Source organism: Chlamydia pecorum E58 (genome assembly GCF_000204135.1).
Classification (GTDB): domain Bacteria; phylum Chlamydiota; class Chlamydiia; order Chlamydiales; family Chlamydiaceae; genus Chlamydia; species Chlamydia pecorum.
The window spans coordinates 240145-259802 of sequence record NC_015408.1 but is presented as its reverse complement, the minus strand read 5'-3'; the positions used below and the strand labels follow the sequence as shown (position 1 = coordinate 259802).

Here is a 19658-nt window from a genome sequence, read left to right as displayed (position 1 = left end):
CCAAAGGAGGATGTAAGGTAAGGCTGTGGCTATGCAAGTGACATCTTTAATTTCTCAGGGAGAAACGTCTACATGTACAGAGAGGCTTCTTCCCTATAGAACGTGTTTGTATACGGTTTCTAAGGTGAGCTTTGTTCTTGCCTTAGGTTTTGCGGTAGCCTCTGCTTTCATTGCAGCATTATCAACAGTCCCTACCCCGATAGCATTGATTGCCTGTGCTTCTTTATCCATCGGTTTTTTGATAATTTCTGCAGTGCTTGCGCTATTGTTGGATTTTTACTTCCCGCTGTCTCAAAAAGCTTTAGAGTCTAAGGAAGAAGGAACAGCGCCTTTCAAAGAGAACGAGCTAAATTCTATAAAGAGCGCTCAGTGACTTGGTTTTGCATAGGCGCTTGAAGGGAAAACTTCAGGATAGTCAGGGTGCCTTCTGTTTCCGTAAGGTTTTGAGAGTTTAGGAGTTCCACTAAAGAGGAAATGAAGTTGTCATCGTTTACGGGAGAGAGCGAATCTTTAAGGAGAGCTTCTAGAGGAAGTGTAGAGAGATGTTGTATGAGAGCTTGGCTTCCCGTGACGAAAATTAGGAGATCCCCTGGAAGTATGGGGAGAGAGCTTGGTGAGGGGAGATGTGAGAAGGTATCTTTGCGTTTGAGAAATACAGTAGGAGCATGCCCCCCAGTAGAGAGGAAGGAGAGCTCTTGAGTTTCTGAGGAGTATTTTAAGAATGTCATGGAGACAGAAGCTTCATTTCCTTCTGTTGTTGTGGAGAAGCTCTTTGTAGTTTCTTCGCTGACCTGTGTCAGTGAGGAGTAAAGCGTAGCATAGGCAAGAAAGAGACTGCGGGCAGATAAGGCATAGAGGTAGGAGGGGAGTCCAACATCGCCTGCGAGGCCAACGACACCAAGGAGAATATGGGGATCTTTGGGGCTCCATCCGTAAAAGTGCCCAGAAAGTTGTTTTCCCTGAAGGTGTTTTAAGAAGAAGGTGATCCCCGGAAAGGTAGGGAAAGCAGGGCTTAACAGAGAGTTCTGCAGGGATTCTAAAATGGTGAGTTCTTTTTGTAGCCGCGTTCCGAAAGCATATTCGATATCAGCTTTTTCTATAGAGTTTAGCAAGAGCAGATGGGTGCAGTTAAAGATATTGCCAAGTTCGTTGATTTCGTATCCGTAGGGTTGGGGTTCAAAGCGGACATTGTGGTTCCCTCGCCATGCAGACTCCATACAGAGAGTGAGCTCTTGTAGAGGCTGGTTAAGCTTCTTGTTAATTTTGGAAAAGATCCACCCCATAAGGCAGAAAGCTAAAACATAAAATATGAAGATATTTAAAGGGAGGGTGAGGCTTTCTCGAATCAGCTCCCTAAGGGGAATTAAAGAGAGCGTGTAAGTCCCTTGAATCGGGATCTTATTTAGCAGCAGCCCTAGGTAGCGCTTGCCTTTTATGGTGATGCTGACAAGGTTCTTTTCTCGTAGAACTTTAGGAGGAGCAGAGATCTTTAATGAAGAAGAAACCTTTGGAGAGATCTTTGGGAGGTTCGGAAGATCTAAGGAAAAAATAGGGAGCTCTTCGTCTGGTTGGGAGGAGAAGAGAGTTTCACCATATTTGTTTAGTAAGTAGATGTTCCCCTGGGTGATATGCAAGGATTGAAAGAGGTCTTTTTGTAAGAATGCCATAGGGTAAAATCCTACAAGAAGGCCTGAAATTTGCGGGGAGTTCCACGGGGTGATATCTTCAGTGAGAACAAGGTAGTGTTGGGGTTTGGAGCTTTCGATAGTCAGAAGAAGAGCTCGGCCTATGTTTGCGCTGAGTTTCTTTTTTAGTTCGGGATGTTCCTTAAGATAACGGATAAATGGGTCTCCAGGATATTTGGTGTGTATAGAACCATCCAAGACGTTAATTAGGCAGAGAGAAACATCCGTATCTGGAAGAACATGGAGTTCATTTGCAGCAAAGGTGTAGCCTTCAACTGCAGAGGCATAGGTTTTTAAAGATAGGGTGTTGGCAAGTCTGTCGATGAAGAGCTTGTGGATGGACAGTCTTTTATCGAATTCTATGCTGAGGTTTGTCGCGTGGGAGTATAACGTTTGGACGCAGTTGGTTTTTGCTGCAGAAAAGGAAAAATAGCTAATCACTATAAGATTCAGAATAAGAGGAATCGGAATGACTAAAAATAGAAATAGAAGAATACGCTTTGTGAGTGTTTGCTTCATGATGCGAGTATCTTAAGAATAATCAGGGTAATATCGTCGTGTTGGGGCTGGTTGCCTACAAAAGTTTTTACAGCAAGCATAAGAGCATGAACTGCTTCTTCAGCGGTTTTGTTTGTCAGTGTGCGAGCGAGAGCTAATAACCTCTCCTCTCCGAACATTTCTTGCTGGGCATTATGAGCTTCAGTAATCCCATCAGAATAGAGAATAAGAAGAGATCCAGGTTGGGGGTGGAAGAGGATGGATGAAGCTTTAGCTATGGTGGGGAGGAATCCTAATGCCATGCCCTGATGAAAGAGCAAGCAGGATTCTCCTTGGGGGGTGACGTAACAGGCGGGATTGTGGCCGCAGGAATAGTACTCTAGAGTTTGCGAAGCGTAGCTGTAGCTATAGACACATAGGGTGACAAACATCCCGGAATCTGCGGTATTTTCATAAAAAAGAGAGGAAGTTTTTTCAATAGCTTCTTTTAAGGAGGAGGAATGTGAAAGAAAAGTTCGCAGCATATTTTTCAGGAATAGTGAATATCCACAGGCGTTGACACCCTTCCCCGAAGCATCTGCAACGATCAAAAAGAGTTTAGCATTATGCCCTTCCCCTAGGGTAAATACATCGAAGAAGTCTCCCCCTACAGTAACCGCGGGAATGTAAGCTTTAGCTATTTGTACATCTGGAGCTGAGGGAAGAGCATTAGGGAGAAGCCTTTGTTGGGCTTGTTCTCCTAGCTGAAGAGCATTTTGGGCATTTTCTTTAAGGAGGAAATTTTTTTTTGCGAGCTCTTGCTGTTTTTCTAAATTATCCACCATAGCGTTGAAAATCTCCCCTAAGCGATTAATCTCAAACCCTAGGGAATCTTCAGTGTAGGGGGGATATTTTAGGGTTTTTCTTGTGGCAATCATGGTTGTTGCGAGCTTGCGGATAGGTAAAGAGAGCCTCTTGGCCACAAGGAACGCTAAGAAGCTTCCAAAGAGGATAAAGAAAAAGTAGGCAAAAGACACGACTACTTCTTTCCATAAGGGGGAGAAGCTTAGGCTTTTTTGGCTGTAAGATAGAATAGAAATGTCCATACTAGGGAGGTCTTCCATGTAGCCCCACATTTCTTTATTTTTGATGGTAAAAGAGAAAAAATTTTCTCCAATGGAAGGAAGAGGGTGAAGCTGAAGAGGCTCTAAGTACAAAGTTTTCGTGCAGAGATCATGATTCAGAAACCCCTGGCAAAACTCCTCTTGGGAAATGTTGGGAGAGATCCTTCTAAGATTTAGAGCAGGATCTGAAGCTTTGAGGATCACCCCATGCTTAGATAGGATCGCAGTTTTTATTGTAAGGTAGTCCTGTTGGTTGATCATGAAGTTCTTTAAGAGATCTTTAGCATTAAATGTAGTATATATAATCCCTTGAAGATCTTGAGTTTTAGGATCGAAGAGGTTCAATTGCATCACAGTAAACATCTCATCAGAAGTCTCCCCACGCTTAAACGAAGCTAAGAGCGTTTTGTCTGGAGTGATGGTGATGTTGTCATTGTAATTTTTCCCCAAATGCTCGGGGAGACTCGACGCAACAACGATTTTCTCTCCGTTTTCTTGAATTTTGATCAGGGAGATCTCATCATAGGTCTGATGAAAGATCTTTTGCATTTCATTGCTTAAAGCCCAATCTGGAGCGTTAGGAACACCTTTATTTAACTGCAATACCTCGGAGAACAAAGAAAGGACATCCGAATTTAAAGGGACAATTTGCATGAAAGTATTGGCTTTAAATGCAGTATTTTCCCTTAGTGCCGTGGAGATGGATTTTACTGTAGAGTGGTATTGCCCTAGGTTAAGCAAGACAATATTGATCCCCAAGGGAACAATGATTGCAGTTACGCACGCTAACCATAACCGGAACCCAATAGTTTTAGTAAAAGGAATCATTTATATAACAACTAAACCATCTTCTTTAAGAAGCACAAACTCTTTTTAAAGAATGGATTTTTTCGTAGTATATAAAAATTCTGTTTCTTTTCTATTCTTCGTAAGAGGCAAAAATATTGGAATCTTTAAAGAGACTTTCCTGACCGAGCTCTTCTTCTATTGCTAAGAGCCTGTTATATTTGGCGATGCGTTCAGAACGTGATAAAGATCCTGTTTTTATCTGACCTGTGGAAAATGCTACAGCAAGATCTGCAATGGTAGTATCTTCAGTTTCCCCAGAGCGGTGTGAGAGAATAGTGCTATATCCATGAGAATGGGCAAGCTGTATCGCCTCAGAAGTTTCTGTGAGTGTTCCGATCTGATTTGGCTTAATCAATACCGCATTGGCAAGATTTTTACTGATCCCTTCGGCTATTAAACCAGGATTGGTTACAAATAAATCATCTCCAACAAGTTGAACTTGATCGCCGAGCTCTTGGGTTAATTTCTCCCATCCTTCATAATCTTCCTCCGCTAAGCCATCCTCAATAGAGTCTATAGGAAACCGTTCGCAAAGCTCTTTAAGAATCTCTATCTGTGCATCATAAGGTCTGCCGTGATAGGTTTTTGTCACTGCTTCGTAAAAAGAAGATGCTGCGCAATCTAGAGCTAAAGAAACTTCCTCCCCAGGGACAAAACCTGCGGCTTCTATTGCAGTCATGAGAAGCTCTAAAGCTTCTGCATTGGAGCGTAAGTTCGGAGCAAAGCCTCCTTCATCGCCTACTCCTGTAGCTAAATGACGTGACTTTAAGAGGTTTTTCAAAGCATGGAATACATCCGCCCCCATAGATACCGCCTCGTGCATAGAGTGCGCCCCAATCGGACGGATCATAAATTCTTGAAATTCCAGGCCATTATCTGCGTGCATCCCGCCATTGATAAGGTTCATCATAGGGCAAGGAAGGGTAGAGGCAAAGCACCCTCCGAGATAGCGATATAGAGGACGCTTCAGAGTTGCTGCTGCTGCTTTCGCTGACGCTAAAGAAACCCCTAGAATCGCATTGGCTCCTAATTTTGATTTATTTGGTGTGCCGTCAGCATCTACCATCATAGAATCCAAAAGGATCTGATCAAAGACGCTATAGCCATGTAGCAGAGGAAGAAGAACTTCTTTAACATTTTTTACTGCTTGTAGTACTCCCTTCCCTTGATATCTAGAAGCATCGTGATCGCGCAGTTCCAAAGCTTCATGGACTCCTGTAGAAGCTCCAGAAGGAACGCATGCTTCTCCAAAAGTTCCCAAGTTGGTAATGACTTTAACAGCTACTGTCGGGTAGCCTCGAGAATCTAGAACTTCTCGCGCTTGGATATTGGAAATGGTGGCGTCACACATAATACGTCTCGTTGCACAATCCTTAAGAACAAGGAAGCTTATAGAAAGCCAATAACTTCCTGGGGGAATCCCTCCTTGGCCATATTAGATTTTGTCCTTACAAAAAGTAAATAAGTTTTGTTAGGAGAGCTCTAGAAGTCGCTTTTTGTACGAGTGGATGAGATCACGGTATTTTGCTGCATCTTCGAAACGAAACTCTTCAGCAGCAAGAAGCATGAGCTTTTCATTTTTCTTAATGAGTTTCTCTAGCTCCTCTTGGGAGAGCTCTTGTTCTTGGGGAAAAGGATCTTTTTTTGTTCCTTGAGGAATAGGATTGGAAAAGACTGCTTTGATGATGGGGCGGGGGGTGAGGTTATGTTTTTTGTTGTACGCAATTTGGATCTGCCTGCGGCGGGCAGCTTCTTTCAGAGTCGCTTCGATAGCAGGAGTTTTTTTATCTGCGTAGAAAATTACTTTCCCATGAACGTTCCTTGCAGCTCTGCCACAAAACTGAATGAGTGAGGAAGTGCTGCGCAAAAAGCCTTCCTTGTCTGCATCTAAAATGGCAACTAAAGATACTTCAGGAAGATCCAGCCCTTCACGAAGGAGGTTGACTCCAATGAGCACGTCGATTTTCCCTGTGCGTAGATCGGCTAAGATGTGGGTACGCTCGGCAGTTTCTATATCTGCATGGAGGTAGGCTGCGGGAATCTCCAGCTCATTGAGAAACACTGCGATCTCTTCTGCAAGCTTTTTTGTTAGGGAGATTACTAAGATTTTCTCATGTGTTTTTGCTAATCTTACGCGGATTTCCTCTAGGAGGTCATCAACTTGCCCTGTAGCAGGCCGAATTTCCGGAAGGGGATCTGGGATCCCTGTAGGACGAAGAATTTGTTCAACAATATGCCCTTGGCTTTTTTTGAGCTCTGTGTCTCCAGGAGTTGCAGAAACATAGATCACCTTGCGGAAGTATTTCTGAGCTTCTTCATAGGTAAGGGGACGGTTATCAAATGCGGAAGGCAAACGAAAACCATATTCTACCAAGGCTTCTTTTCGAGATCTATCTCCTCTATACATTGCACGTATTTGTGGAAGTGTTTGGTGGGACTCATCCACTATGAGTAAAAACTCCTCAGGGAAATAATCCAGCAGGCATGCTGGCGGTGCTCCGGGGGGAGCTCCCGTGAAATGACGAGAGTAATTTTCGATCCCTTTACAAAAGCCAATTTCCTTGATCATTTCGATATCATGCGTGGTTCTTTGAAATAACCGTTCTTGTTCTACAGGGCGTGTTTCGAAAAACTTCAGGCGTTCTTCCAGTTCTTCTCGGATAGAGCGTACAGCATATTCTCGAATTGCTTCAGGTGTAACATAATGTGATCCGGGGTAAAGTATTGTTTGTGTCGTTGAGCTCTGAGGGAGCATTGTCAGGGGATCACAAATATCGATAGAGACTAGAGTATCGTTAGCAAACTCTAGCCGAAGAGCTTGATTTTCATAGGCAGGGAAAACATCTAGTACACTTCCGAGTTCTCGAAAAGCACTGCGCTGGGGAAGAGGAGAGGCTTGATAATGCATTTTCGCTAATTGTGAGGTAAGAAGATCCCTAGGGTATGCCTTTCCGACCTGTAATTCTAACGTCATAGAAAGATAATTTTCGGGAGAGCCTATACCATAAATACAGGAAACAGAAGAGACTATTAAGGTGTCACGACGCTCTAAAATTGAACGTGTTGCAGATAAGCGCAACTTATCAATCTCATCATTGATTAATAAGCTTTTTTCTATATAGGTGTCACTACGGGCAATATACGCCTCAGGCTGATAATAGTCATAATACGAAATGAAGTATTCGACAGCATTCTCAGGAAAGAACTCCCGGAACTCTTGATAGAGCTGAGCTGCTAGTGTCTTATTATGGGCTAATACCAGTGTAGGGAGGTTTGCTTGGGCAATCACATTCGCTATGGTAAATGTTTTCCCTGAACCTGTTGCTCCTAGAAGCACTTGAGCACGAACATTCTCCTTTAACCCAGAGCATAGCTTTGCAATGGCTTCAGGTTGGTCTCCACATGGTTGAAAAGGAGAATGAAGGTGAAACGTCATAGAGAGGAATTCAGCAAAGCCCGCCATTTATGGCTAAGTCCTAATTTCTCGTGGACCTCTTCCATTGTGGCTTTTGCTACCTCCCGCATCCGTAACGTGCCCTGTTGTAGGGCCTCTTGAAGGAGCTGAGGATGAGCTAAGAATTCCATCCGTCGTTCCCTAAAAGGCTTAAGGAAAGACAAGATCTCTTCAGCAAGGCGAGCCTTAACTTCTGTATCTTTGATATTGCCTTGACGGTAGCGAGTCTTGAAATCCTCTACCTCATCTTTATTAGGATTAAACAGATCATGGTAAATAAACACAGGATTGCCTTCAACGCGACCTGGCGTTGTCGCATGGATACGACTGGGATCCGTATACATTCTGCGGACTTTTTCTTGAATGGTTGCTTCATCGTCAGAAAGATAAATCGCGTTATTTGCAGATTTGCTCATCTTCCCCTGACCATCAATTCCAACTAAAGAGGTCAACTCTCCTTGGAGAACCTCAGGCTCTGGGAAGATCTCCCCATATAAACGATTGAAGTTTCTTGCGATATCTCGGGTGAGCTCAATGTGGGCTTCGTTATCCTTCCCTACAGGTACCAGCTGGGCTTTTGCAAGGAGGATATCCGCACTTTGTAATACGGGATAGCCAATCAGACCATAAGAAAGTCCTCCCTCTTCTATTGAGGCGTTTTTCGCCATCTCTTTCAGACTAGGGATCCCCATAACGCGATTTATAGAAATCAGCATAGAAAAGAGTAAATGAAGCTCATAAATCTCTGGAATAAGAGATTGAAGATAAATTGTAGATTTTGTGGGATCTATCCCTACACTTAGCCAATCTGCAAGAACTTCATATACATTGTTATCCACGTCTAAAACTTCTTCTTTGCGGACTTTTGTTGTCATTGTATGCAGATCCGCAATGATAAAGAAACATTCGTATTCAGGATGATTTTGAAGTTCTAAGCGATTCTTTATAGAACCTATCCAGTGACCCAAATGAAGTTTTCCTGTAGGACGATCCCCAGTAAGTATACGCTTTTTTTTATTCATAATTCTGATTATTGAAGGGCTTTTGAAAGCTCCTCAAAGTGATTTTTCAAAGATTCAATTTCTTCTTGAATTTCTAGAAGGTTTTTTTCCCCAATGGGATTCTTCTGTGCTTCTAAAAGTCTAGCAAGTAAATGACGGATAAGGTGGCAGGTATTTTGTACATCTGTCATGAGGAGGAACTCTTGCCCATCTACACGAGCTAGGCGATTTAAAAAAATACAGCGTTCTTGCTGCGCTAGCATATCTGAAGTGATGAAGTTAATAAATTCCCCACGTTCATGGATGTCTTTAGAGACACGAATTGGCATCATGAACTCTGCAATGAGCTTTTGCGCAGCTTGTTTTTGGTGAGGAGTTACCTCTTGTGTCAGCTTTCCATTAATTAGCATTTCAAAGAAAAAGTTCGCAGCCTCTTGCTGGCCATTGGCACAATTAAAGACTACATTTTGAAACTCTCGGAATGTCGTATAACCAATTGGGGTCGCAAAAATCCTTTTTAAATTTCCCTCAAGAAGGAAAAATACATTGTCTTCAAGTTCGAGTGTTTTTGCTTTCGACGCCATAGTGATCATACCTTTGTATCAGGAAAGAGGTTATTTTTAACTTTTTTAAGTTTTTTTAGCAATTTTTCCAAAGTGCCTTTTTCTTCTAAGGATAGTGTAGAGCACTTACTAAGAAGCTGTGTTCCTTTTACAAGAAACGCGAGTGCTTGTTTGGATACAGACGTCTGACGACAGTCTGAAGCAATTAAAGGAAATTCTTTGCGGATAATGCGAAGAAGTTCGTCTTTATTTTCCCCTTTATAATTGCGGATAATCTCTTCTTTTTTCTCTTGAGAGCCCTGTCGAGACGCTAGTGTATACATTGCTTGTCGAGGCATCTTTTCTGCCTCTATTTTTAAAGCATCTGGAAGCAAAGAAAACAATTCATAATATACGAGGAAGTTATACGGGGTTTGTCGGTTTCCGTAGGTGAGCATCAGCCAAGAAGAAAAAGCCCCTTCACGGTAGCTTTTGAGAAGATCACGGACTTTCTTAATCCGCTCTCCATGTAACAGGACAGCTTGGTGATGGATTTGTTTGATCTCTGCTGAAAGGACACAAAGATATTGGACGTCTTGTTGTTTTACCTGTTTCTCTAGAGAATAGTGTTCCAATAATTTTTGAAGCCTATCTTGCTCCTGAGAAGAGAGAAGATGTTGCGTAGTTTTTCTTGGCATGGGAGAAAGCTCCCCTTCCATGCGCTTGCGGGCTAAAGACTCTACCTTATTTGGCGAGGTTTTTTTAAAGCGGTTCTCTAATAGAGTTTTTAAATTCCCCATCGAATTACACGTCTTTTAATAAGGTTAGTAGCTCTTTTGTCAATTTCAGGTAATCTTCGGAAGCTCGCCCACTCGGTGCTGTGGCAAATACGGGCTTTCCATAAATTGCCGCTTCAGAAATCGTAATATCCCTGCGGATTTTGGTTTCGAGAAGTTTTCCAGGGAAAGTTTTTTGGATCAGTTGAGCAAACGTTGCATTGTTTTTTCCTCTACAGTTCCAAAAAGATAATGCCACTCCCAGAACTGTTAAAGGATGGCGTGCAGCGATTCCTTGAATGAATCCTGCTAGCCGTTCTAAACCCTTTACACTATAAAATTCTGGGGTGGCACAGATTAATGCATGATCAGCAGCAATCAACGCGGATTCTGTAAGCCAGCATAAAGAGGGAGGAGTGTCGATTATGACATAGTCATAATCGCTCTCCACCTCTTTAAGAATGTGCTTTAGGCGTTCATGAGAGTAGCGGTCTGCAGCAAGATTTCCTGAGACCTCAACCCGCTCCAACCACGTATCCGCAGGGATTAAATCCACATCGGAATCCTCAATCGGGCGGATCACTTCATGAATGTCCTTTTCGCCTTGCAATACTACTGCCAAGCTATCATAACAGTCAGGGTCTAAGCCTAGCCCTGAGGTAAGGTTCGCTTGGGCATCAAAATCAATAAGCAATACTCTAGCGTGATGATATTGAGCTAAAGCTGCTCCTAGATGCAACGTGGTTGATGTTTTGGCAGTTCCTCCTTTAAAACTGTTTACAGCAATTGTTTGCATACTAAGAGCTATCCCTAAATTTTTTGACTACAATAATGCAGTTAAGCTTAAAGAATTCTTTTCTTCAAGTATGGCGTTTAGGAATTTTTCTTCAGACACATCATTAATCACACGATTGTCCCGCGTACGTATAGCTAGAGTATTATTGGCAACTTCTTGGTCTCCAAGCGTAACCATATAATTCACCTGCATTGTTTGCGCATTGCGAATTTTCTTGCTTACAGATTCACTTGCATCATCCACGGTGACTACAAGGCCGAGATTTTGCCATTTTTGTGCTAGCTCTCGCGCACGAGGAATATGCCTGTCCGCAACGGTGATCAAACGAACCTGCTCAGGGCTTATCCATAGAGGGAACTTTCCTTTGAAATGTTCGATAAGGATGCCTAAGAACCTTTCTATGGAGCCAAACAAAGCTCGGTGAAGCATAACCGGAATGCTTTTCCCTCCTTCTGCATTGGTATACTCAAGATGGAAGCGCTCAGGCAAGAACATATCTAATTGTATTGTCCCACATTGCCACGTACGGTTAATAGCATCCTTGACGTGGATATCAATTTTTGGCCCGTAGAAAGCACCTTCTTCAGGAGTAATGATAAAGGAAGAGCCAGACTTCTCCAAAGCGCGTTGAAGCGCTGATGTGGCGTGTTCCCAGAGTTCATCACTTCCTATAGTTCCTGTTTTTGGCCGCGTGGAAAGCTCTAAATGATATGCCAAACCGAACGTGTGATAAAGTTTGGCAACCAAATCAAGAATATTCAGCGTTTCTTCTTCAACTTGCTCGGGAGTTAAGAAGACGTGCGCGTCATCTTGATGAAATGCTCGCACTCGCATCAATCCAGAAAGCGCTCCAGAAACTTCATGACGGTGCACATGACCAATTTCTGCTACCCTTAAGGGGAATTCCTTGTAGCTATGTAGATGTGTTTTGTAATACAACATACAGCCAGGGCAGTTCATTGGCTTAATGGCGTAGTTTTCCTCATCTAACGTAAGGGTATACATATTTTCCTTATAGTTTTGCCAGTGCCCTGAGATCTCCCAAAGACGCTGATTCATTAGTTGAGGCGTTTTGATTTGCTGATAACCAGCACGGGCATGCAGCTCTTTCCAGAAATTAATTAAGGCATCCCAAATGATCATCCCTCGAGGATGGAAAAAGGGCATACCAGCAGCATATTCTTGTTGTGAAAATAGATCTAATTTCACTCCAAGAACCCGGTGGTCTCTCTTTTTCGCTTCCTCAAGCTGATGAAGATGCTCTTTGAGTTCTTGCATTGTAGGGAAAGAAATCCCATACACGCGAACCAAAGATTCTCTCGATGGGTCCCCACGCCAATAGGCAGCGGAAGTTCGGAGAACTTTAAAAGCCTTTACGGGAGCTGTCGAGGGGAGGTGAGGCCCTCGGCACAGATCCATAAATTCACCTTGAGCATAAGCAGAAATCTCTTCGTTTTCTGGGAGCTCTCGGATCAATTCCGCTTTAAATGGGTTATTAGAGAATTTCTGCAAAGCTTCATCTTTAGTTTTTAACACCGATCTTGCGATAGGAAGTTCTTCCTCTACGATTTTTGCTACCATTTCTTCAATGGCAGGAAAATCTTTTTCGCTAATGGAAAGATTGGCGAAATCATAATAAAATCCTTGATCAATCACAGGGCCAATTGTTGGCTGTGCATCAGGCCAAAGACGAAGGACCGCCTGCGCGAGCAAGTGAGCAGAGGTATGAAGAAAGATTTCCCTGCCATGAGAATCCTCAGAGGTAATAAAGGTGACGGTATTTCCCTCTTGTAATGGAGTTAAAAGATCTTTAGGCTGCCCATCGATTAATACGCCAATAAAGTTTTGAGAATCTTTCATTTTACTAGCGAAATCTGCAGCAACTGTTCCTTCCGGCAGTTCATGCTCTTCTTGATTGCAATTTATGCGAATCATTTTTTCCTCGTAAAAATGGGTTTTGTTTGTCTGATTTGACACCTTTCCTGATCAAATATTTTAATACTTTTTCTGATCAAAGCAAGAGACTTTTCCTAAATGTTTTACTTTCTTTCATAGAGGGGGAAATTCTAAAAATTATTTGAGTTGGAGAGTATAGATTTTTCTTTTAAAATGGATCAAATTTTATGCCTTTTAGGGGTTCTTGTGTCGTTATTTCTCGTCTTTTTTACCGCATTCATTTGGTCTTCATCTTTTGCAATTAGTAAACTGGTGATGAGTTCCGCTGCGCCTTTGTTTGTGACAGGAGCGAGGATGCTTCTCGCTGGGGGGATCCTTGCTGGGATAGTATGGGCTCGAGGTGAGACATTGCGTTTCCCTAGAAAAGTGAGCATGTACATTATCCTCCTAGCGTTTACGGGATATTATCTTGCAAATGCCTGTGAATTTTTAGGACTACAAAAACTCAGCTCTGCAAAGGCGTGTTTTATCTATGGGTTGTCGCCGTTTGTTTCTGCTTTGTTTTCCTATCTTCAACTTAAAGAAGTGCTCTCTTTGAAAAAAGTCGTGGGGCTATGTTTGGGCCTTGTAAGCTACTTTGCTTACTTGATATTAGGGGGAGAGGATTTAGGGGAGGCATGGACATGGAACTTTGGCTTCCCTGAAGTGCTGGTATTGGGTGCCACATGTTTTGCTGCTTTTGGGTGGACGTTATTAAGAAAGATTGAGATAACATCTTCATTATCTGTCATGGCGATTAATGCTTTAGCCATGCTGGTTTCCGGGGGATTTTCCCTTATGCATTCCTTGTGTACAGAGCCTTGGGACCCTACTCCTATACAGAATTTCCCTATGTTTTTAGGGGCTGTCTGTGCGTTGGTGTTTATTTCAAATTTGATTTGCTACAACCTGTATGCCAGACTTTTGAGGAAGTTCTCCTCAACATTTCTTTCTTTTTGTAATTTGATCATGCCACTTTTTGCTGCATTTTACGGATGGGCTCTTCTCGGGGAGAGCTTTCCTTGGGGACTCCTCCCTGCAACAAGCTTTATGATTCTTGGCTGTTGTTTAATCTACCAAGAGGAGTTTCTTCAGGGATACATCATTTCTTAATGTAAAGCGGCTGTACATAGCCGCTTTTTAAGAGGCTTTAGTTAAAGATCGCAGAGGTTGTCTGTGTTTGGCTGTCTGCTACGTTCTGTATAGTTTGCAGTGCTTCTCTAAATGCACTGTAGGCTTGTTCCTGAAGCTGTCCAGCCTGTCCTGCATATTGGCTGTATATGGAGGACATTTGTTTGAGTTCCTCAGCTCTGGCTTCTGCCATACCAGCATCTCTTTGGTGTTGGGCGACCTGAGCTCCGATAATCCCTCCGGTGATCCCTTCGATACCTGCAGTGACAGCATGCATCATTTGAGCGGCTTGCATAGAGGCCCCTAGAACTTTGGAGCCAAATTGTGCTGCGCGCGCACCTTGTTGTTTCACTACATTTAGTCCTCGAACAGCCTTCTCTGACCATTTTGGTGTATTTAACATTTTTCCGAAAATCCCTCCCCCTGAGGTTGCGGATTTCGTTGCTGCTGCTGCCATATCATCGGTAAGGTTTGCTGCGGTTTTTGCTGCAGCGCCTCCAATCCCTCCTCCTAGAGCAGATGCTGCAGCGCCTCCTGCAGATGCTGCCGCAGCAGTTGCTGTTTGTTGTGCAGATTGTGTTGCTGAAGAGAGGGCAGAACTTGTTGCTGCTCTTGCTGCTCCTCCTGTTTCTTTCGTAAAGGAGGCAGCTTTAAGGCTGGAGGCTCCGGATTTAAGAGCACTAGCAGCCCCAATTCCAACGGTTAAGCCAAATCCTACAATGTTGACAATTCCAGAAATTAAACTTTGCTTAGCTTGAGCTTCTGTTGCAGCAGCTTGACTATTCGCTTGGCTTCGGATTGCTTCTCCAATTAAAGGAGCCATTTCTGCCTGGCTGCTAATCGCCTGGTTTTGTTGTTGGAAGGAGGCAGACCAACTTTTTCCTGAGGCTTCTGCGAGCAAGGCCATAATTTGTCCAAGTAAAGCTAGAGTTCCCTTCCCTTTTCTTAGGATAGCTCCGTTGATCATAGTGCTTTCTGGAGAGGGAAGTTGGGGAAGTTCATAGTTGCTTGTACCGAGCTTTGTCGCTTGGATTGCTTGGTGAGTCGCAGTTTTTGATGCGCTTGTTACTGTTGAGCTGGATGAGGCTCCTGAGGTCTTTTCACTTTTAGAAGTTTTAGAGCTTTTAGATGACTGAGATGTTTTTTCTTTTTTCCCTGTTCCCTCAGTAGTGATTTCTTGGATGAGATCCTCGAATCCTGCAGCTTCTTCAGCTCCTGCTTTCTTTGCATCTTTAGTCCTCCCTGCGGCAGCTTCGCTTGCCCCACGGGCATTTTGTGCGAGCTGAGCGGCTAATGATGGGTCTTGACTTGGTGTTCCACTAACTCCAGATGTCATAGAAAAATACCTCTTAAAATATGGGGTTATACTGCACTGGCAAGACCAGCACTGATAGCAGCAAAGGCTTTACCTATTTGAGCACCGAGCTTTGTCGCTTGTTGTGTCATTTCTTCGGATTGGCTAGTTTGTTTTGCAGCGATTTTGCTCGCCTGCATCCAAAACTGTGTAAACATTTTTAGCATTTCTGATTGTGCTAAGAGCTTTCCAACTTCTTTCTGTAGCTGAGCTAATTCTTGTTGTTTGTTGGAGATATCTATTTGCCCTATCCCTTTGATTAAACTTGGGACTGCTGTTGCCATGCTAATGCCAATACCTACCCATTTATTCCCTAGGGCATTCATAACTTTTGAGAGTTTTGGGAAGGATTTGGAAATTATACTTTTCCCCGATGAAAAGATCCTAGTAGCTGCTTTTACGGCAGCTTTTGAGAGGGTCTTTACGAGGAATTTAATTGCAGCTTTAATCCCTTGTTTGATAGCTATTTTGATCGCTTGTGTGATAGCCTGTTTGATGGCTTCAACAACAGCAGTTTTTATTGCTTGAATGACTGCCTGCATAGTAATCTGTGTTGCAACTGCAGTCGCTGTAGACGTTGCAGCAGCAGCTCCTGCTCCTACAGCTGCTGTTGCGGCTAAGCCGATCAATCCTGCTCCGCAAGTGAAGCAGGCAACAACAACAGAAACCACAGCTAGCGTTACAGAGATCGCAATGCATGCTGTGTTTACAGCATCGAGAGTTTTTGTATCTTTAGCTTTTGCCTCAAGCTCTTTCATTTTTTGAAATTCTTTACGCTCGGCTTCGATTTTGAGGCCTTGTTTTTCTAGGGAGATTTTGTTAGAGAGGTCAGCTTGTGCCTGTGTGCTCATATAGTTGGACACAGCAGCAGCAGTGGACTCTCCTAGGGCAGAGATCGCCTTTGCTAGAGCCATAGCAATCTCTGAGACATCTTGGCGTGGGGTGATTTTTGGAGGTGTGAGTTCAGGAGTAGTTAAATTAAACTTAACACTGCCTGTTCCCGAAGTGGCCTCGCTAACTAGGGATTGAATCTCTTGTAGTAGGGCTCGTTCTTCGGTAGACAACCCAGAAACTTGAGTTTTAGCCAGCTCTTTAATTCCTGAGGTCTCAGTTCTCGCCCCAGCAGAGGCCTGAGCTGTTCCTGAAAGTTGTGCTGTGGCATTTCCCCCAAGGCCAATCCCCTCAAGATTCTCTGAATCTGCGGTAAGACTTGCCGTTGCAGCGAGACCTTGTCCTTCAAGGGCAGCTACTGCTGTCCCCTTGCCTTCAACGCCTGCGAGCTTAGCGTCGCTTTGCATCTGAGTATCGAACCCTGCGCGTGTTTGCTGTACTTGTTTGTTTTCTTTCCCTGTAAGTTTATCTTGATCAGGGACTCCTTGAGGAGAAGAGGCAAGCGCTTGGCTGATAATGTTTTTATTGCTTTCGGGTCCTGAAGTAGATGAAAGAGACATTAAGGTTCCTGGGTGTCTGAGATTTAGAGCAGTTTACTCAACACTTTCTGATATGTTGTCTTGGACCAGTGAGGAAAGATTTTTTAAGCCGTGAAGAACTGAGGAGAGGTTTTTTGCGAACATTGCATCTTCTTTAGGATTAGGAAAGAGGCCTGCGGTGAGATCTTCAATATGTAAGGAGTCTAATGTTCCAGATAGCGCAGCGATCATTTTTGCCATTTGCTTATTATCATTGATATTGCCAAATGTCTGAGTTAAAGGAAGATCTTGGCAAAATTCAGCAACAGCATTTTCTAAATCATGGATAAGAGCTTCTTGCTGATTAGGATGGGAAATTTCTACTGGTTTTACTAACTTCGTAGATTTTTTAGTTTTTCTTGGTTTTTTTTGCATTGGGGGTACCTTCTGATGCTATTTTTTCTTGCCTTTCTTAGAATCATTTTTCTTTTTGCTAGGAGCTTTGGCTTTTTTTGTTGTTGTTGAACTTGCTTTTGTTGAAGAAGCTGCTTTTTCTTCTTCTTCCCGCTGTTTTGCAATGGATTGCTTCATAATATTGCAGCGCTCTTTAAGTATTTTATACTCGGGCTTGTCTTTACAAATATCTGTAGTGATATCTAAGAAATTTTGTGCTTCGTCTAATTGGTCGAGCTTAAGAAGACTATCTGCAATGTAATAAGGAGGAATTGGGTTTTCAGGTTGTGCATCAAAGGCTAGGAAAAATCCAAAGGCAGCCTCATTATACAACTTGAGTTGATGGAAGCATGAGCTTAATCCTAACATGTACTTATAGCACTGCGGCTTTGATGCAACAAGTACTTGGAATAACCCTACAGCCTCAAGGTACTTTCCTTGGGAATACAGACTGTAGCTAATAGTGTAAATTTCCTCTAAGAGAACATCAGAAATCCCCAAGATCTGTTGTAAGGTTAACCCATTGCTCAAGCCTTCTAAGATGTTGACCATCGCTTGCTTCGTCTCTTCTTCTGTAGGAATCGGATACTTTTGCTCTAAGTTGTCCTCATTCGCTTTTTTCTGGGCCGCAAGCTCCGCTAACCGACTGCGGTTTTTTTTGTTAAATGACGCCGAAGGTTTGTAAGTCTGGTTCGATTTGCCGCTCGATTTGCCAGTAGGATTGCTCATGAATATAATTCCTAAAAATAAAAATTACTGTTTATAACAAAAATGTTAGTTTCATTTTGTTTCAAAAGCAAGCTAATAATTAATAATTGGAACATCTTTTAATATAATAACTTTTTAAGTTGTTAAGTTTTAGTTTATATAAGAGAATTCCCTTGTCTTGACTTTAGCGCGGAGGTTCTTTTATTTTTTTTGCTTAGATGAGATTTGGGTTAGTTATGTCTCAAAGAAGTCCGATTCAGCTTTTGGATACAATTACTGTGAACCAAATTGCTGCAGGGGAAGTGATAGAAAATGCGGCTTCTGTGGTTAAGGAGTTAATAGAGAACGCCTTGGATGCTGGAGCAGACGAAATCGAGCTTGAGACTCTAGGAGGTGGGCAGGGGCTGATCATTGTAAAGGACAATGGCTGTGGGATGACGCAAGAGGATGTTTCTTTAGCGTTGCAACGTCATGCGACCTCGAAAATTCGTGATTTTTCAGATATTTTTTCTTTACATAGTTTTGGTTTTCGTGGTGAGGCTTTGCCTTCCATAGCCTCTATCTCTAGGATGGAGATCCTTTCCTCTTTGCAAGAGGGAGAGGGGGTGCGCTGTGTGATTCAAGGGGGGGAGAGTGTATTATGTGAGCCCGCAGCGAGGCGGCGAGGGACTACAATAACTGTGGACTCTTTATTTTATAATGTCCCTGTGAGGAAGGGGTTTCAAAAGAGTCCTCACGTGGATCGCATGTTGATGCGGAAGATGTTAGAGAATCGCATTTTAGCTACAGAAGCTGTGGGTTGGTCTTGGATTAGTGAAAGAAGCCAAGAGTTGCTAGTGCTCAAGCATCAGGGATTTGCGGATAGGGTCGCGTTAGTGATGGGAGAGAATTTTATGCAGGAGGCTCTCGAAATTGATACGCATGATGGAGATGTTCGCATTAAGGGATTTTTTGGTTCGTTAAACTTTCATCGTCCTTCCCGACAAGGGCAAAGAATCTTTGTAAATGATCGTCCCGTAGAATCTGGATTTATTTCTCGCAAGGTAGGGGAGATGTTTTCTGTCTTGCTGCCTGTACAACGTTATCCTGTATTTGTATTAAAATTATATCTGCCTCCCGCAAGGTGTGACTTTAATGTGCACCCACAAAAAACAGAAGTGAGGATTTTTCAAGAGGAGCTCGTGGGGGAAAAACTTAAGATATGTTTATCCGAAGTGCTCATGCGTTCACAACAAATCCCAAGGGAGCCTCAACCTCCTTCTTGTATCTCAGAGGTTCCTTTTCCTACGCCTACAATTTTTGAGCCTAGAGACCTCTCTGAGGATCTCCTAGAGAAGGAAGTGGGGGGCTTTTCTCTAGAAGAGGCGCTCCCTCCAAAACAAGAATTTGCACAGGGACAAAAAAATTCTTTGCAAATAGATTGGTTAGAAGCGTGTAATGTTCGATTTTTAACTTCTTTAGGAAAGGTAGTCTTAGCAGAAGATTTTGAGGGTGTGTATGCCATTTTCCCCGATGTGTTACGGAAGCATTTGTTTTATTTGTCTTTGCAAGAACCGCAGCAACATAAAAGCCAAACGTTTTTGATTCCACTTACTTTGCAGGTTACGCCTCAGGAAAGCCAAGTGCTTTTGTTATATATGGAAGAGTTGTGTCAGTTTGGGATAGAACTTTCTCAAGTAGGACCCCAGGTATTTATCATCGAAAGTGCTCCAGAGTTTATTGAAGAAGAGGAACTGAAGGCATGGATGTTATTGCTCGCTTCAGAACAGCGTGAGAGGGTAGGTCGTGAAGCATTTTTGATGTTTATACGAGAAACGCTGTCTCGTGGGGTCTTTTCTAAAAGTCCTCGCGTTTTTGATGCTTCTTGGTTAACTCTTCTTTGGGGCTTGGGGAAGCCAGAACGAGCTTTTGATGGGACACAAATTTATCGTCGACTTTTAGATACAGATTTTCTTGGAGGATAG

At 43.0% G+C, this 19658-nt stretch carries 16 protein-coding genes; 3 read left to right on the top strand and 13 right to left on the bottom strand.

Features of this window, described 5'->3' with window-relative positions:
• Positions 1-25: 25 nt before the first annotated feature.
• Positions 26-373 carry a hypothetical protein gene (locus G5S_RS01120; protein ID WP_157858686.1) on the top strand — a complete coding sequence of 116 codons (348 nt, stop codon included), beginning with the start codon at positions 26-28 and terminating at the stop codon, positions 371-373.
• On the opposite strand, the gene G5S_RS01115 is transcribed toward G5S_RS01120, so the two are convergent.
• From G5S_RS01115 to thrS, 9 genes are all read right to left on the bottom strand, one after another.
• Positions 354-2204 carry a PP2C family protein-serine/threonine phosphatase gene (locus tag G5S_RS01115; protein ID WP_013712336.1) on the bottom strand — a complete coding sequence of 617 codons (1851 nt, stop codon included), beginning with the start codon at positions 2202-2204 and terminating at the stop codon, positions 354-356. The two genes, G5S_RS01120 and G5S_RS01115, sit on opposite strands and share 20 nt — an antisense overlap.
• Positions 2201-4114 carry a PP2C family protein-serine/threonine phosphatase gene (locus G5S_RS01110; RefSeq protein ID WP_013712335.1) on the bottom strand — a complete coding sequence of 638 codons (1914 nt, stop codon included), beginning with the start codon at positions 4112-4114 and terminating at the stop codon, positions 2201-2203. The genes G5S_RS01115 and G5S_RS01110 overlap by 4 nt, the downstream gene beginning before the upstream one ends.
• A 91-nt stretch (positions 4115-4205) precedes the next feature.
• Positions 4206-5486 (bottom strand): phosphopyruvate hydratase, encoded by a 1281-nt coding sequence (gene eno / locus G5S_RS01105; RefSeq protein ID WP_013712334.1) that lies wholly within the window; start codon positions 5484-5486, stop codon positions 4206-4208.
• Between the two features lie 120 nt (positions 5487-5606).
• On the bottom strand, positions 5607-7571 hold the full coding sequence (gene uvrB / locus G5S_RS01100) for an excinuclease ABC subunit UvrB (RefSeq protein ID WP_041467060.1): 1965 nt from the start codon (positions 7569-7571) through the stop codon (positions 5607-5609).
• On the bottom strand, positions 7568-8611 hold the full coding sequence (trpS, locus tag G5S_RS01095; protein WP_013712332.1) for a tryptophan--tRNA ligase: 1044 nt from the start codon (positions 8609-8611) through the stop codon (positions 7568-7570). The genes uvrB and trpS overlap by 4 nt, the downstream gene beginning before the upstream one ends.
• An 8-nt stretch (positions 8612-8619) precedes the next feature.
• Entirely contained in the window at positions 8620-9174 is a 555-nt protein-coding gene (locus tag G5S_RS01090) for a CT584 family type III secretion system tip protein (protein ID WP_013712331.1), read from the bottom strand.
• Positions 9175-9179: 5 nt separating this feature from the next.
• Positions 9180-9932, bottom strand: coding sequence for a pGP6-D family virulence protein (locus G5S_RS01085; RefSeq protein ID WP_041467001.1), 753 nt, complete (start codon positions 9930-9932; stop codon positions 9180-9182).
• A 4-nt stretch (positions 9933-9936) separates the two neighbouring features.
• Entirely contained in the window at positions 9937-10704 is a 768-nt protein-coding gene (locus tag G5S_RS01080; protein WP_013712329.1) for a ParA family protein, read from the bottom strand.
• A 27-nt stretch (positions 10705-10731) separates the two neighbouring features.
• Positions 10732-12639 carry a threonine--tRNA ligase gene (gene thrS, locus G5S_RS01075; RefSeq protein WP_013712328.1) on the bottom strand — a complete coding sequence of 636 codons (1908 nt, stop codon included), beginning with the start codon at positions 12637-12639 and terminating at the stop codon, positions 10732-10734.
• Between the two features lie 207 nt (positions 12640-12846).
• Here thrS and G5S_RS01070 point away from each other — a divergent pair, with 207 nt between their 5' ends.
• A complete protein-coding gene (locus G5S_RS01070) occupies positions 12847-13752 on the top strand; it encodes a DMT family transporter (RefSeq protein ID WP_013712327.1) in 906 nt (301 codons plus the stop codon).
• A 37-nt stretch (positions 13753-13789) separates the two neighbouring features.
• Here G5S_RS01070 and sctE read toward each other — a convergent pair whose 3' ends face one another.
• The 4 genes from sctE to G5S_RS01050 are packed head-to-tail and all read right to left on the bottom strand — an operon-like array spanning position 13790 to position 17715.
• Complete coding sequence (sctE, locus tag G5S_RS01065; RefSeq protein ID WP_013712325.1) at positions 13790-15106, bottom strand: type III secretion system translocon subunit SseC family protein; 1317 nt, start codon at positions 15104-15106, stop codon at positions 13790-13792.
• Between the two features lie 26 nt (positions 15107-15132).
• Complete coding sequence (locus tag G5S_RS01060) at positions 15133-16575, bottom strand: type III secretion system membrane protein (RefSeq protein ID WP_013712324.1); 1443 nt, start codon at positions 16573-16575, stop codon at positions 15133-15135.
• Between the two features lie 33 nt (positions 16576-16608).
• Positions 16609-16968, bottom strand: coding sequence for a hypothetical protein (locus G5S_RS01055; protein WP_013712323.1), 360 nt, complete (start codon positions 16966-16968; stop codon positions 16609-16611).
• An 18-nt stretch (positions 16969-16986) separates the two neighbouring features.
• On the bottom strand, positions 16987-17715 hold the full coding sequence (locus tag G5S_RS01050) for a SycD/LcrH family type III secretion system chaperone (RefSeq protein ID WP_013712322.1): 729 nt from the start codon (positions 17713-17715) through the stop codon (positions 16987-16989).
• Positions 17716-17930: 215 nt separating this feature from the next.
• Between G5S_RS01050 and mutL the strand changes: the two genes are divergently transcribed.
• The gene (mutL, locus tag G5S_RS01045; RefSeq protein ID WP_013712321.1) at positions 17931-19658 is read left to right on the top strand and encodes a DNA mismatch repair endonuclease MutL; all 1728 of its coding nucleotides are present in this window, start codon (positions 17931-17933) and stop codon (positions 19656-19658) included.